This is a genomic window from Acinetobacter sp. V115_6 (genome assembly GCF_031799025.1).
Classification (GTDB): Bacteria; Pseudomonadota; Gammaproteobacteria; order Pseudomonadales; family Moraxellaceae; genus Acinetobacter; species Acinetobacter pittii.
The window spans coordinates 28,327-43,270 of sequence record NZ_JAVQNO010000021.1; the positions used below are offsets into that span (position 1 = coordinate 28,327).

Annotated in this window: 12 protein-coding genes; 9 read left to right on the forward strand and 3 right to left on the reverse strand. The window is 39.8% G+C overall.

The window, feature by feature from the left end:
• The first annotated feature begins 51 nt into the window (after window positions 1-51).
• The 8 genes from RMA94_RS08575 (at window position 52) to rimI (ending at window position 8,942) form a co-directional block, all read left to right on the forward strand.
• A complete protein-coding gene (locus RMA94_RS08575; RefSeq protein WP_002120376.1) occupies window positions 52-1,371 on the forward strand; it encodes an EcsC family protein in 1,320 nt (439 codons plus the stop codon).
• Window positions 1,372-1,571: 200 nt separating this feature from the next.
• Window positions 1,572-1,946, forward strand: coding sequence for a 30S ribosomal protein S12 (rpsL, locus tag RMA94_RS08580; RefSeq protein WP_002050319.1), 375 nt, complete (start codon window positions 1,572-1,574; stop codon window positions 1,944-1,946).
• 160 nt (window positions 1,947-2,106) lie between these two features.
• On the forward strand, window positions 2,107-2,577 hold the full coding sequence (rpsG, locus tag RMA94_RS08585) for a 30S ribosomal protein S7 (RefSeq protein WP_001138055.1): 471 nt from the start codon (window positions 2,107-2,109) through the stop codon (window positions 2,575-2,577).
• Window positions 2,578-2,754: 177 nt separating this feature from the next.
• A complete protein-coding gene (gene fusA, locus RMA94_RS08590; protein WP_002120436.1) occupies window positions 2,755-4,893 on the forward strand; it encodes an elongation factor G in 2,139 nt (712 codons plus the stop codon).
• Window positions 4,894-4,988: 95 nt separating this feature from the next.
• The gene (tuf, locus tag RMA94_RS08595) at window positions 4,989-6,179 is read left to right on the forward strand and encodes an elongation factor Tu (RefSeq protein ID WP_005065785.1); all 1,191 of its coding nucleotides are present in this window, start codon (window positions 4,989-4,991) and stop codon (window positions 6,177-6,179) included.
• Between the two features lie 204 nt (window positions 6,180-6,383).
• Window positions 6,384-7,265: a metal-dependent hydrolase gene (locus RMA94_RS08600; protein WP_078220282.1), complete on the forward strand. Its 882-nt coding sequence runs from the start codon at window positions 6,384-6,386 to the stop codon at window positions 7,263-7,265.
• A gap of 233 nt (window positions 7,266-7,498) precedes the next feature.
• On the forward strand, window positions 7,499-8,374 hold the full coding sequence (locus RMA94_RS08605) for a metal-dependent hydrolase (RefSeq protein ID WP_002121736.1): 876 nt from the start codon (window positions 7,499-7,501) through the stop codon (window positions 8,372-8,374).
• 106 nt (window positions 8,375-8,480) lie between these two features.
• A complete protein-coding gene (gene rimI, locus RMA94_RS08610; protein WP_014205970.1) occupies window positions 8,481-8,942 on the forward strand; it encodes a ribosomal protein S18-alanine N-acetyltransferase in 462 nt (153 codons plus the stop codon).
• Here the strand turns inward: rimI and RMA94_RS08615 are convergent.
• The 3 genes from RMA94_RS08615 to trxB form a co-directional block, all read right to left on the reverse strand.
• The gene (locus RMA94_RS08615; RefSeq protein WP_004703325.1) at window positions 8,928-9,743 is read right to left on the reverse strand and encodes an arginyltransferase; all 816 of its coding nucleotides are present in this window, start codon (window positions 9,741-9,743) and stop codon (window positions 8,928-8,930) included. The two genes, rimI and RMA94_RS08615, sit on opposite strands and share 15 nt — an antisense overlap.
• Before the next feature lie 18 nt (window positions 9,744-9,761).
• Complete coding sequence (gene aat / locus RMA94_RS08620) at window positions 9,762-10,493, reverse strand: leucyl/phenylalanyl-tRNA--protein transferase (protein ID WP_005070905.1); 732 nt, start codon at window positions 10,491-10,493, stop codon at window positions 9,762-9,764.
• A 122-nt stretch (window positions 10,494-10,615) separates the two neighbouring features.
• The gene (trxB, locus tag RMA94_RS08625; protein ID WP_311082551.1) at window positions 10,616-11,563 is read right to left on the reverse strand and encodes a thioredoxin-disulfide reductase; all 948 of its coding nucleotides are present in this window, start codon (window positions 11,561-11,563) and stop codon (window positions 10,616-10,618) included.
• A gap of 269 nt (window positions 11,564-11,832) precedes the next feature.
• Here trxB and RMA94_RS08630 point away from each other — a divergent pair, with 269 nt between their 5' ends.
• Complete coding sequence (locus RMA94_RS08630) at window positions 11,833-14,886, forward strand: DNA translocase FtsK 4TM domain-containing protein (RefSeq protein ID WP_311082553.1); 3,054 nt, start codon at window positions 11,833-11,835, stop codon at window positions 14,884-14,886.
• Window positions 14,887-14,944 lie beyond the last annotated feature (58 nt).

The following is a 14,944-nucleotide window of genomic DNA, read 5'->3' on the forward strand; positions in this document are numbered from 1 at the left end:
TCCACCTAGTATTTATCTCTAATTAGATAAATTAAAAAATCGAGGTACTTGATGACAAAATTTAATAATAATCAATCTGACAATTTGTTTTCTCAGGTCTTCGGAGTGGCTAAAAAGCTCAGTTCTACAGGATTGAGTATCTTGCAACAGAACCAATCAGGTGACGTCAGTAAGGTAATTGAACCAATCCCAACTGGAAAAACTGTTGAAGGTAGATCGAGAACAAAAAGCCCATTTGAGGTTGAGCAATATGAAAGTCCTCAACAAATGCTAAGAGAACATTTACCAAAAGTCACACGTCAGGTATTTGGTCGACATTTTAAAAAAGTAAATGGTGTTGCTACATTTCTTTCGCCAGATTGGGATGAAAAAATCTCAGGCCATTTATTTAATTGGTTAAATGACTTTAGTTCAAAAAGTACCTTAACTGAAAAAATCCTAGAAGAAGCGGGTGCTAAAGATTTATTTGAATTAACTAAAGATACAGGTCGTTCTCAACGTCTAAGTCAGGCGCTTATAGAACAAAACAAGCTCATTGCGACTGTACAAGGTGCAATTACAGGTGTATCAGGCGTCGTTGGTGCAGCTGTAGATATTCCAGTATCATTGGTTTTGGTCTTAAGAACTATTTACCAGACAGGAAGGTCACATGGCTTTGATCTGCTGGAGGTAGCAGACCAAGATGTTGTTGAGTTTATTTTTAAAGAAGTTGACATTAGCCTGATTGCAGAGAAACAAACTCTCTTGTTGGCTTTAAAAACATTGCGAAATATGTTGGAAACTCAAGATATTCATCAATTTCAGCAAGTATTAGGTTCAACCACAGATATAGATACTTTAAAGAACTGGTTAACAGATGAAGAAGGGGAGTTTAAATGGGAATGGTTAAATCGTATTCCTAAACTTTCAGCTTTTGGTAAGTTTACTCCAGTTGCAGGCGCTGTTTTAAGTGCAGTATATAGCTGGAAATTACAAGAAGATGTAGGACATAAAGCTCAGGCAATTTTTGGAGCTGCAAGACATTATTTAAACGAACATCCAAGTGAGCATTTATCTCCACTACAGGCTTATTATGCTGCGGTTACACTCATTCAAAAAGCAAGCCCAAGACTTTTAAATGTAGGCGAAGATGGCAATATTCATGCTGCTCATCATCATAAAGTAGAAAATCACGAGGTAATCTCGAAAGTATCTATTGTGTTAAAACCTACAGAAAGCGAAAAAAGTGAAGAGAAAGTTCAGGAAAATGTTCATAAGGGCTTAGAAAAACTTGCTGACAAACATGTGACAGAACATGAGCATACTGAACAAAAGCCTGCTCTAACTCCGGAGGATGATGACGAGATATTAGAAGATAAAAAATACTCTTAACAATACGCTTACAAAGTGAAGGTTTAAAAAGTAGAAATAACCTCTATTTAAATTTGTAAATCGTGCTGTCAAACATTGATATGGTCAACATTTGGTAAGTATTGCCGTGTTGACCATTTTTGCATCTTGGCTTACAATTATGTGCCCTTAAAAAGAGGTATTTTCTTTTTAAGGTTTTTTAATAACGGGAGAATTGCCATATGGCAACAACGAATCAGTTGATCCGTAAGGGTCGTACGACTTTGGTTGAAAAATCCAAAGTTCCTGCGTTGAAGGCTTGTCCACAACGTCGTGGTGTTTGTACACGTGTTTATACAACTACACCTAAAAAACCTAACTCAGCTATGCGTAAGGTTTGCCGTGTTCGCTTAACTTCAGGTTTTGAAGTATCTAGCTACATCGGTGGTGAAGGCCATAACTTACAAGAGCACAGTGTTGTTCTTATCCGTGGTGGTCGTGTTAAAGACTTACCGGGTGTACGTTACCATACCGTTCGTGGTTCATTAGACTGTGCTGGTGTTAAAGATCGTAATCAATCACGTTCTAAATACGGTACTAAGCGTCCTAAGAAGTAATTCTAGGAAACTAGTCGAATAAGCCCTTTAGCGTTTCGCTTGTTTGAATTCTTCATAGATTTGTAATTCAAGCGACGTATAGTAAGGCCAGCGTCGTGTACATGACACTTGTACAAACTGCTGGATCATCCTGAAGTGTCATATTATTAGGTGTATTAAAATGCCAAGACGTCGCGTAGTCGCTGCTCGTGAGATCCTTCCAGATCCAAAATTTAGCAGCCAAACAATCGCTAAATTCATGAACCACGTAATGCAAGATGGTAAAAAATCTATTGCAGAAAGTATCGTTTACGGTGCTTTAGAACGCGTTCAAGAAAAAAACAAAGTAGACCCAGTTGAATTTTTCGAGACTACTCTTGAAAAAGTTCGTCCTATGGTTGAAGTAAAAGCACGCCGTGTTGGTGGTGCTACTTATCAAGTACCTATGGAAGTACGCCCATCCCGTCGTACTGCCTTAGCTATGCGTTGGTTAGTAGATGCTGCTGCTAAGCGTTCTGAAAAAACGATGGCTTTACGTCTTGCTGGTGAGTTGCTTGATGCAGCTGAAGGTAAAGGTGCAGCAATCAAAAAACGTGAAGATGTGCACCGTATGGCTGAAGCTAACAAAGCCTTCTCTCACTACCGTTTCTAAGCGGATAAAACAGGCCTTATTCAGGAGAATATTCATGCGTACAGCAGCTCGATTCAACATTGCTCTCTATCAAAGTGGGGGCTTTGCAGGTATTTAAGTTGCCTGTTTGGATATTCGCGCGCATCAATTTAATTGGTGCGTCCTGTTTTAAATATAACATTTAGGAATGTAGACATCATGGCTCGCCAAACCCCAATTACTCGTTACCGTAACATCGGTATTTCTGCGCACATTGACGCAGGTAAAACAACTACAACTGAACGTATTTTGTTCTACACAGGTGTATCTCACAAAATTGGTGAAGTACACGACGGTGCAGCAACAATGGACTGGATGGAACAAGAGCAAGAGCGTGGTATTACAATTACCTCTGCTGCTACGACTTGTTTCTGGTCTGGTATGGGTAACCAATTCGAACAACACCGTATCAACGTAATTGACACCCCGGGACACGTAGACTTCACAATCGAAGTTGAACGTTCTATGCGTGTTCTTGACGGTGCGTGCATGGTTTACTGTGCTGTAGGTGGTGTACAACCTCAGTCTGAAACTGTATGGCGTCAAGCGAACAAATATAAAGTGCCTCGTTTAGCATTCGTGAACAAGATGGACCGTACTGGTGCAAACTTCTTCCGTGCTGTTGAGCAAGTTAAAACTCGTTTAGGTGGTAATCCTGTTCCTATCGTTGTGCCAATTGGTGCTGAAGATACATTCCAGGGTGTTGTTGACCTTATCGAAATGAAAGCGATTATCTGGGATGAAGCATCTCAAGGTATGAAGTTTGAATATGCTGATATCCCAGCTGACCTAGTTGATACGTCTAACGAATGGCGTACAAAAATGGTTGAAGCTGCGGCTGAAGCTTCTGAAGAATTAATGGACAAGTACCTAGAAGAAGGTGATCTTTCTAAAGAAGACATCATCGCTGGTTTACGTGCTCGTACATTAGCTTCTGAAATTCAAGTAATGCTTTGTGGTTCTGCGTTCAAGAACAAAGGTGTTCAACGTATGTTGGATGCTGTAATTGAATTCTTACCATCACCTACAGAAGTTAAAGCGATCGAAGGTATCCTTGACGACAAAGACGAAACTAAAGCGTCTCGTGAAGCATCTGACGAAGCTCCGTTCTCTGCGCTTGCGTTCAAAATCATGAACGACAAATTCGTAGGTAACTTAACATTCGTACGTGTTTACTCTGGTGTTCTTAAACAAGGTGATCCGGTTTATAACCCAGTTAAAGCTAAGCGTGAACGTATCGGTCGTATCGTGCAAATGCATGCGAACGAACGTCAAGATCTTGATGAAATCCGTGCAGGTGATATCGCAGCGTGTGTAGGTCTTAAAGACGTTACAACTGGTGATACATTATGTGATGAGAAAAACATCATTACTCTTGAGCGTATGGAATTCCCAGAGCCAGTAATTTCATTGGCTGTTGAACCAAAAACTAAAGCAGACCAAGAAAAAATGTCTATCGCTTTAGGTCGTTTGGCTAAAGAAGATCCATCGTTCCGTGTTCGTACAGACGAAGAATCTGGTCAGACAATTATTGCTGGTATGGGTGAACTTCACCTTGACATCATTGTTGACCGTATGAAGCGTGAATTCGGTGTTGAAGCTAACATTGGTAAACCAATGGTTGCTTACCGTGAAACGATCAAAAAGTCTGTTGAACAAGAAGGTAAGTTCGTACGTCAAACTGGTGGTAAAGGTAAGTTTGGTCACGTATATGTACGTCTTGAACCGCTTGATGTTGAAGAAGCTGGTAAAGAATACCAATTCGTTGAAGAAGTTGTTGGTGGTGTAGTACCTAAAGAATTCTTTGGCGCGGTTGACAAAGGTATTCAAGAACGTATGAAGAATGGTGTATTGGCTGGTTACCCTGTTGTTGGTATTAAAGCGACATTATTCGACGGTTCTTACCATGACGTCGACTCTGACGAATTATCGTTCAAAATGGCAGGTTCTTATGCCTTCCGTGATGGTTTCATGAAAGCGGATCCTATCCTTCTTGAACCTATCATGAAAGTTGAAGTAGAAACTCCAGAAGACTACATGGGCGATATCATGGGTGACTTAAACCGTCGTCGTGGTATGGTTCAAGGTATGGACGATCTTCCTGGTGGAACAAAAGCAATTCGTGCAGAAGTTCCTCTTGCTGAGATGTTTGGTTACGCGACTCAAATGCGTTCTATGTCTCAAGGTCGTGCGACTTACTCTATGGAATTTGCTAAATATGCTGAAACTCCACGTAACGTGGCTGAAGGCATCATCGCTAAATTCCAAGCTGGCGGTAAAAAAGGTGACGACGAGTAATCTTTCGATTACTATAAGCCCAAACTAATTTCTTAGTTAAAAACCAAGTGCTCATGGGGTGACCCTCCATGAGTAGTTTATAAAGGAAGATCATCATGGCTAAAGCCAAGTTTGAACGTAATAAGCCACACGTAAACGTGGGCACAATCGGTCACGTTGACCATGGTAAAACAACTTTAACTGCTGCGATTGCAACAATTTGTGCAAAAACTTACGGCGGTGAAGCGAAAGATTACTCACAAATCGACTCAGCACCTGAAGAAAAAGCACGTGGTATTACAATTAATACTTCACACGTAGAATACGATTCTCCAATTCGTCACTACGCGCACGTTGACTGCCCGGGCCACGCCGATTACGTTAAAAACATGATTACTGGTGCTGCTCAGATGGACGGCGCGATCCTTGTGTGTGCTGCGACTGACGGTCCAATGCCACAAACTCGTGAACACATCCTTCTTTCTCGTCAGGTTGGTGTACCTTACATCATCGTATTCTTGAACAAGTGTGACCTTGTTGATGATGAAGAATTACTTGAATTAGTAGAAATGGAAGTTCGTGAACTTCTTTCTACTTATGACTTCCCAGGTGATGACACTCCAGTTATCCGTGGTTCTGCGCTTAAAGCGTTGGAAGGCGATGCTGGTCAATATGGTGAGTCTTCAGTTCTTGCTCTTGTTGAAGCGCTTGACTCTTACATCCCAGAACCAGAACGTGCTATCGACAAAGCATTCTTAATGCCAATCGAAGACGTATTCTCAATTTCTGGTCGTGGTACTGTAGTAACAGGCCGTGTAGAAGCTGGTATCGTTAAAGTTGGTGAAGAAGTAGAGATCGTTGGTATTAAAGATACAGTTAAAACAACTGTAACTGGCGTAGAAATGTTCCGTAAACTTCTTGACGAAGGCCGTGCAGGTGAGAACTGTGGTATCTTACTTCGTGGTACTAAGCGTGAAGACGTGCAACGTGGTCAAGTACTTGCTAAACCAGGTACAATCAAGCCGCATACTAAATTCGACGCAGAAGTATACGTACTTTCTAAAGAAGAAGGTGGTCGTCACACTCCATTCTTAAATGGTTACCGTCCACAGTTCTACTTCCGTACAACTGACGTAACTGGTGCAATCCAATTACAAGACGGCGTTGAAATGGTTATGCCAGGCGACAACGTTGAAATGTCAGTAGAATTAATCCACCCAATCGCGATGGACCCAGGTCTACGTTTTGCGATCCGTGAAGGTGGTCGTACTGTAGGTGCTGGTGTTGTTGCAAAAGTAACTGCATAATCACTTTCAGTGAAAAAAAGCGCTCTTTTTAGAGCGCTTTTTTTATATTTAATTGTCTAACAATCATTATAAAGGCTGGCCTTAACTGATATTTCAATGTCCTTATTTCCCCTTAATCCTTTTTATTAACTTTGTATGATAAGAATCAAGAAAACGAACAATAAAGTTTGAGTAACTAGGGTTACTTACTAAGGAGCTTTGGGTATGAATGCTAAAGTGAATATTACGAATCGTGCAGGTGCAAGCTTTCCAGTGCGTCGTATGAATTTTGACTTTAATGATGTACCAGAATATTGGATGAATGGTTCTGCTGGACTCACACACTTTATGACTGCATTGTCAGCATTGTTTCCGGCTGGTGAGAAATTCTTTATAGATAGTGTACGAGCAGTACGTTATCACCCAGCGATTAAAGATGATGAAGCACTCCAAAAAGAGATTAGTGCTTTCATTGGGCAAGAAGCAATGCATACTCAAGAGCATGTAAACTTCAACGCTTCTGCTCAAAAGTTTGGTCATGATGTAGAAACATTAGAGAAATTTACTGATACAGCAATTCAAACAGCAATTAAAACTTTTGTAAAAATTGTCAAACCTTTCGGTATGACAAAAGAAATGGTTGACTTGACTGCTACAACGGCTCTTGAGCATTTTACCGCTACTATTGCCTCGCAATTATTAGTCAATAAGCACATTCAAGAGCTTATGACAGATGAGACAATGTCAACAATGTGGTATTGGCATGCGATTGAAGAAAATGAGCATAAAGCCGTAGCTTATGACGTGTACGAAGGTGTATTTGGTAAAGGTTTAAAAGCCTATGCGTTACGTACAAGTTCTTTGGTATTTGCTATGACTTTAATCTTTTTGATCCAGTCATCCTTTGTGCTTCGTTTATTAAAGCAAGATAACAAGTTGAATTTAGATGAACTATCAGTAATTTATAAATACGGATATAGCCCATCTAAAGGTATTATTAGTGGTATGGCTAAAGAAATGTTAGCTTACTTTAAACCTGGCTTTCATCCAAATGACCTAGATACTGTTGGGCTATTGAAAACATGGAAAGCAAAATTAGGTTTATAGTTTTAATTCATAATTTATAAAGGGCCGATAGTGGCCCTTTTTATTTTCTATAACTATTTTAAAGAGATCGCGGGGTGGATATTGCACTTTTATGGATCTACGAATGACCTCATCTGATATTTCTCTGTCCTCATCTGCACTTAATTGGCACATCGAAAAACGTATGATTATAAATATTAAGAAAATAAATAAAGTTATAAGTGAATTAGCTATTCACTTAAAAGGAGTCTGAGATGAATGCTAAGGTAAATATTTCCAATCGTGCTGGCGCTAGTTTCCCCGTGCGTCGTATGGATTTTGAATTTGCTCAGGTCCCACGCTATTGGGCAAATTATGATGCTGCATTAACACATTTTATGACAGCATTATCGGCCCTTTTTCCAGAGGGTGAGCAGTTCTTTGTAAACAGTACGCGTGCTGTTCGAAATGATCCAAAGCTTGCTGATCCAGATCTTCAAAAAGAAATTAGTGCTTTTATTGGTCAAGAAGCGATGCACTCCAAAGAGCATTTAGCATTTAATGCTTCAGCACAGGCTTATGGTTATGATGTGCGCCATATGGAAAAGCAAACAGGAAAAGTCATTAAGATGGGTACAGCGGTTGTAACCAAATTAATGAAACCTTTTGGCTATACCAAAGAAATGATTGATTTGACTGGAACCTGTGCTCTAGAGCATTTCACATCGACCATTGCAGCTGAACTTTTACAAAACCCTGAAATTCAAGCTATGTTCCAAGATGACACCATGTATCATTTGTGGATGTGGCACGCAGTTGAAGAAAATGAACATAAAGCTGTCGCATTTGATGTGTATACAAGCATGTATGGACAAGGTCCAAAAGCTTATTTTATGCGTTCAACAGCCTTGATTATTGCAATGGCATTAATCTTCGCGACTCAGTCTTATTTTACAGCTAAGCTACTTAAGACTGATGATAAATTAACTTGGAAAGATACGAAGTACATGCTTAAGTTCATGTATGGTCGTAAAGGTTTTATGACTCGTCAAATTCCAGAGTTACTTGATTTTTTAAGACCAAAATTTCATCCAAATGATTCAGATACTACTGCATTGCTAGCAACTTGGCGTGAAAAATTAGGTCTTTAAAATTACTTTAAAAAAGGGCAATTCAATTGTCCTTTTTTTTGCTCGTTTTTTCGTGGGAAGTTTTTATAATACGCACTACTTTAGAATCTTCATTGCGTTGAAACTCATGATTCGTACTATGCAAAACACTGATGTGGATATTGTCGTTCAAATTGAAAAATCAGTTCAGACACATCCGTGGTCAAGACAGCAATTTATTGAATCTTTGAATTCTTATCAATGTACAGTGATTGAGTCACAAGATAAAGTCGTTGGGTTTTGTATTTTACAGCCTGTTTTAGATGAAGCGAATTTGTTGCTTATGGCAATTGATCCTAAAATGCAAGGGCAGGGTTTAGGGTATGAGTTATTAAGTGCATCAATTGAAAAATTAGAAAATCAGCCAGTACAAATCTTTTTAGAAGTTCGTGAAAGTAATAAAGCTGCTATCGGTTTATATGAAAAAACAGGCTTTCACCAAATTGACCTGCGCCGCAATTATTATCCTACCCAAGATGGTGGACGGGAACATGCGGTCATTATGGTAAAAACCTGTACAGATGATTTCGCATCTTTATTTAATGATTAAATTATTCCATTCAGAAGGTAACGTGGTCATAAGAGACGTACCTAGCTGTTGGATTTCCTCTGGTGATAATGACCTGTTTAAACGGCGCCATTGTCCATCGAGTAGAAGTTCTAAAGGTGTATATTGCGATTTATAGTTCATTTTGGCTGAATGAGGCACCCAATAGCCTAAGTAGAGATATTCTAAACCGAGCGATTTCACATATTCAATTTGGTTAAGAATAGAGTAAACACCAAGTGATCTACGATGCTCATCGGGATCAAAGAATGTATAGACAGCCGATAGTCCATCATCCATTAAATCACAAGTAGAAACGCTAATGAGCCGATTGTCTTTCCAAAGCTCAAGAAAAAAACTATCTGTGCAGCTATGTACTAAAAACTTTTCAAACTGATCTAAGCTCGGCGGAAACATATCACCATCTGCATGGCGTTCATTAATATAGCGTTCGTATAAATCATAATGAATTTGGGCTGCTTGTCGCGTAGGCAGAACAGTCATGGTGAGATCTTGATTTCGTTTCCATGCTTTTTTTTGCATGCTGTTCATTTGGAAATCGGCCACTGGGACACGACAAGACAAACATTGTCTACATAAGTGACATTCAGGGCGATAAACAAAGTCGCCACTACGGCGAAAGCCTAAACGAGAAAGTTCTGAAAGAGTGACCACATCAATTCGATGGATGGGATCTAAAAACACCATGCGTGCTGATTTATTTTCTAGATAGCTGCAATCATGAGGTGGAGTAATATAATACTGCAGATCATTTAAAAGGGACTTCGGGTGATATGATTTCATGATTGGTCCCTCCTGTTATCATTCCATTAATTTTGCATCTAATGCTATTGTTTTACTTGAAAATACACGTTCTTGATACTTTTTCCAATTGATAGAGGGGTGAATAATTACATCTTGTAACGATTTTAAGTAGTCTTGGCGAGAAAGTGTACTAGCTCCCAGACTAATTAAGTGACTGTTTACGAGTTGGCAGTCTATCCATGGTAGCTGATTTTCTTGTCCTATGAGCATTAATGTATAAAAAGCCATTTTTGAAACATCGGTTTCGTTGCTAAACATTGACTCACCAAAACACCCTTTGCCAATCGTAACACCGTATAAACCTCCTACAAGCTCCTCTTGTTGCCATACTTCAATACTGTAACCATAACCAGCATTAAACATCTCGCAGTAGCCTTGAATAATATCTTCACTAATCCATGTTTCATCTGCATAACTTCTTGGCAAAGAGCAAGAGCGAATAACTTGTTCAAAGGCATGATTAACAGTAATTGCATAGTCATGTTTTTTCATATTTCTCAGTAATGACTTGCTGGGCTTGTAGTTTTGAGGGTAGATCACGCAACGAGGTTCTGGGCTCCACCAACAAATAGGCTCATCTTCATTAAACCAAGGAAAAAGACCATGGGTGTATGCTTCATATAGGGTAGAAGGGGAGAGGTCCGCTCCGATACAAATTAAACCATGCCCATCTGGATCGGCTTCAATGGGATCAGGAAAAATGAATTGGGAAAGTGGAAGTGTATTCATAAAAATAAAATAAGATGAGCTTTAAGGTTATGCTATAAAAATTAATATATGTCAGCTAGTCATTATTCTAAAAAAACAGCCGTTATAAGAACGGCTGTTTTAAAACTCTAGAAATCTATTAATTAAAGATTATCTAGATATTTTTCAGCATCTAGAGCCGCCATACAGCCAGACCCAGCAGAAGTAATCGCTTGGCGATAAATGCTGTCAGCGACATCACCAGCAGCAAAAACACCAGCTACAGAAGTCGCTGTTGCATTACCAGAGGTACCGCTTTGCACTTGGATGTAGCCATCACGTAGGTTTAACTGGCCTTCAAAAATTCCAGTGTTTGGTTTGTGACCAATTGCTACGAACAGGCCATGAACCTCTACGTCTTGCTTAGAATCATCTTGAGTTGATTTAAGGCGAACACTGGTTACGCCAGTATTGTCACCCAATACTTCTTCAACTTCGTGGTTCCAGATAATGCTGATTTTGCCTTCTTTTTCTTTGGCAAATAAATGATCTTGCAAAATCTTTTCAGAACGTAAAGTATCACGGCGGTGTACTAACGTTACATGTGAAGCAATATTTGATAAATAAAGTGCTTCTTCAACAGCAGTGTTACCACCACCAACAACCATTACTTTTTGGTTTTTGTAGAAGAAACCATCACATGTTGCACATGCGCTTACGCCTTGCCCCATAAAGTTTTGTTCAGACTCTAGGCCAAGATATTGAGCTGTAGCACCAGTTGCAATAATTAAAGCGTCACATGTGTACTCTTCCATGTCACCTTTTAAAACAAAAGGACGTACATTTAAGTCCACTTCGTTAATATGGTCATAGACGAGTTCTGTACCAAAGCGTTCAGCATGTGCTTGCATACGATCCATTAATGCAGGACCTGTTAAACCTTCAGGATCGCCCGGCCAGTTGTCAACTTCGGTTGTTGTTGTAAGTTGCCCACCTAGTTGTAAACCTGCAATTAAAGTAGGTTTAAGGTTTGCACGCGCTGCATATACTGCTGCACTATAGCCCGCAGGGCCAGAACCGAGAATAATTAACCGAGAATGACGAGCACTCATTGAGGGTATCCTTATTTATTTCGAGAATTTTGAAAATTATACGTGAATTTGCCGATCAATAGCGTTAAATCAATGTGGATAATATTGATCAGGTCAATCGAATTAAGTTATATAACAATATAGAAGTGCCTTATGTTAACAACAACTGTAAAGAATCATGCACCTTTTTTGTAAGAACAGGTGCATAATATAAAGTTCATTCGTTGAAGATCTAAAATGTAGTTCTTCACATCTCTAAACCAATAATTAAATGGGTTACAGGACAGTATATGACTGCGGTGTCAAGTGTTTATGCACAGCGCTTATTGATGACATTATTCTTGGTTTCTTTTGGTATTTATATGTTTCTGGCAACAGTAACATATACACCATTTGACCCGGGCTGGATGCATATTTCCAGTGATACTCAGCAAGTATCCAATGCAAGTGGTATTGCTGGCGCATGGATTGCAGATTTGCTGTTTGGTTTTTTAGGATGGGCAAGTTTGCTTATTCCAATTTTCCTTTTCATTGAAGCAATTCAGGTTTGGTGGCCACGTAGTTTCCTAAACCGCCCATTTCGTTATGCTGCACAATTCTTCTTAATTCTAGTTGTATCTAGCTTACTTTATTTACATTGGAATGTGCCGGCAGATACTTTAGATAATGCAGCTGGGGGAATTATTGGTTATGAGTTAGGTCAAAGCCTATCTCAATTGTTAACAATTTACGGTGCGACCTTATTTTTGCTGGTTTTCGGGGTAGTCTTGTTTACACTTGCATTTGGGGTGCAATGGAGTAAAACATGGGTTACGCTCAAAGCGACACCAAGTTATTTACAAGATTTATTTTATAAGAACGTATCTCCGAATGAATCGGATTATGACTTAACAACTCAACCTGCCAACAAAGCAGCCGCGGTTAAAGTTGCTGATAATGCAGAGACGAATGCGAATGCTTCAGATGAGAAAGAAGCATCAGTTCAATCTGAATCAACTCAACCGCAATCTACCACAACGCGACATGATGCGGTTGCTGAGCGCTTATTTGCAGATGTGCTAGCGAAAGAGCAGAGCCGACCTGAACCTGTTGCAGATACACCAGTTGCAAATACTCAGAACTTTGAGCATACGCTTGAACAGGCCCATAAACTTGAACGAGATAGCCAACGTTTAGTTGCGACTGGCGAAGTATGGCGTGCTTTACAGCGTGATGATGCGAGTCATAAGCAAGAAATTGATGCGCTTTTAAGAGCTGCTGATGATTCGACAGAGATAGAACAAGTTCCTACTCATGAGCAATTTCAGCAAACAATTTCTCAAGTAAATCAAAATCAACCATCATCTAAACAAGACTTACATGGTCTTGATTGGAATGATGATGAGATTTTTGATGAGTTGCTTGCCGCGGTTCCAAACAGTAAAACTGCAACAGATGTGCATACACCATTTGTTCAAGATCACCATGTAGAAGCCGAACCAACTTCGCAATCTGTTAATATTGCGAATGAAACATCTTCAAATATTTCAAATTTAAATCAATCACCTAAAAATTTAGCAAACGAACAAGTCTTTGAAGATTTTGATGATTTATTAATAGATGAAGACATTGCCCCAACTGAACCTGTGAGAGCAAGTAGTTATGCGCAATCTTCAGCATTTGTAAAAGCTCCTATCCAAACGACTATTCAGGCCGACAAACTTTCAAAAGAAGAGTTTATTGAAGCTTGGCAGGAGACTGCTGGAAAACCGCAGGAAAATGCTGATTTTGATGAAGACGATTTCGATTTTGATGCACCGTTAACAGATGCATCAGGTCGCCCAATGTCTCGTGCAATGCAAGTTGCTAAGAAGCGTTTGGATTTACCAACTTTACCGGGCCTTGACCTACTCGATAAGGTCGATCCAAATAAGAAAGTCAACTTTACTGAAGAGCAACTTTCACGTTTGTCTGAATTGCTTGAAATTAAATTGCAAGAATTTAACGTAAAAGCTCAGGTGGTAGAGGCTCAACCAGGGCCAGTTGTAACTCGCTTTGAGTTAGATTTGGCACCCGGTGTTAAAGCTTCTAAGGTCACAAATATCTCACGTGACTTGGCGCGTTCAATGTCGATGGCATCGGTCCGTGTGGTCGAAGTTATTCCTGGTAAACCATACATTGGTATTGAAGTGCCAAACAGTGCCCGTGAAATGGTACGTTTGATTGAGTTATTGGAAACACCAACATATCGCGACCCAAGTGCATTAATTAGTATGGCGATGGGTAAAGATATTTCAGGTAATCCTGTACTCACTGATTTAGCGAAAGCACCACATATGTTGGTTGCTGGTACGACAGGTTCTGGTAAATCGGTTGCGGTCAACTCGATGATTTTATCGATGTTGCTTAAATATACGCCTGATCAATTACGTTTAATTCTAATCGATCCAAAACAGCTCGAACTTGCAAACTATAATGATATTCCACATTTATTAACTCCAGTCGTTACTGACATGAAAGATGCTGTAAGTGCTTTGAACTGGTGTGTGAATGAAATGGAACGTCGTTATAAACTTATGTCGTTTTTAAAAATTCGTAAATTAAGTGACTACAACCGTAAAGTTGAAGAAGCGATTGCGAATGGTGAAGACTTAATTGATCCAACTTGGAAACCAAGTGATTCTGCGACACAAGAACGTGCACCTCGTTTAACGCCATTACCATCTATTGTCATTGTTGCGGATGAGTTCGCCGACATGATTATGCAAGTGGGTAAAAAAGCAGAAGAAATGATTACCCGTTTGGCGCAAAAATCTCGTGCTGCTGGTATTCACCTATTGCTTGCAACTCAACGCCCATCTGTTGATGTTATTACCGGTTTGATTAAAGCCAATATTCCAACGCGCGTAGCACTGCGTGTAAACAGTAAAATTGACTCACGTACTATTTTGGATGCGGGTGGTGCAGAAGACTTGTTAGGTCATGGTGATATGCTGTTCTTGGGCCCTGGTAAGATTGAGCCGGAACGTGTGCATGGTGCTTTCATTAGTGATGATGAAGTAAACCGTATTTGTGATGCTTGGCGTGAGCGTGGCGAGCCTGATTATATTGATGAAATCTTGACTCCATTTGATGAAGAGCCTGCATCACGTGGCTTTGAAGAGGGTGAGGGTGGTTCTGACCGAGATGCACTTTATGATCAATGTGTGTCATTCGTATTAGAAACTCGAAAAGCGTCTACATCTTCGCTACAGCGCAAATTTAGCCTTGGTTATAACCGTGCTGCTCGTATTATTGATCAAATGGAAGAGAACGGCATTGTGAGCTCAATGGGCCCTAATGGTAAGCGGGATATTCTAGTTTAATACGTATAATTTAAGCCTCTTCGGAGGCTTTTTTATAACTTAAATAAAGTGAACCTAT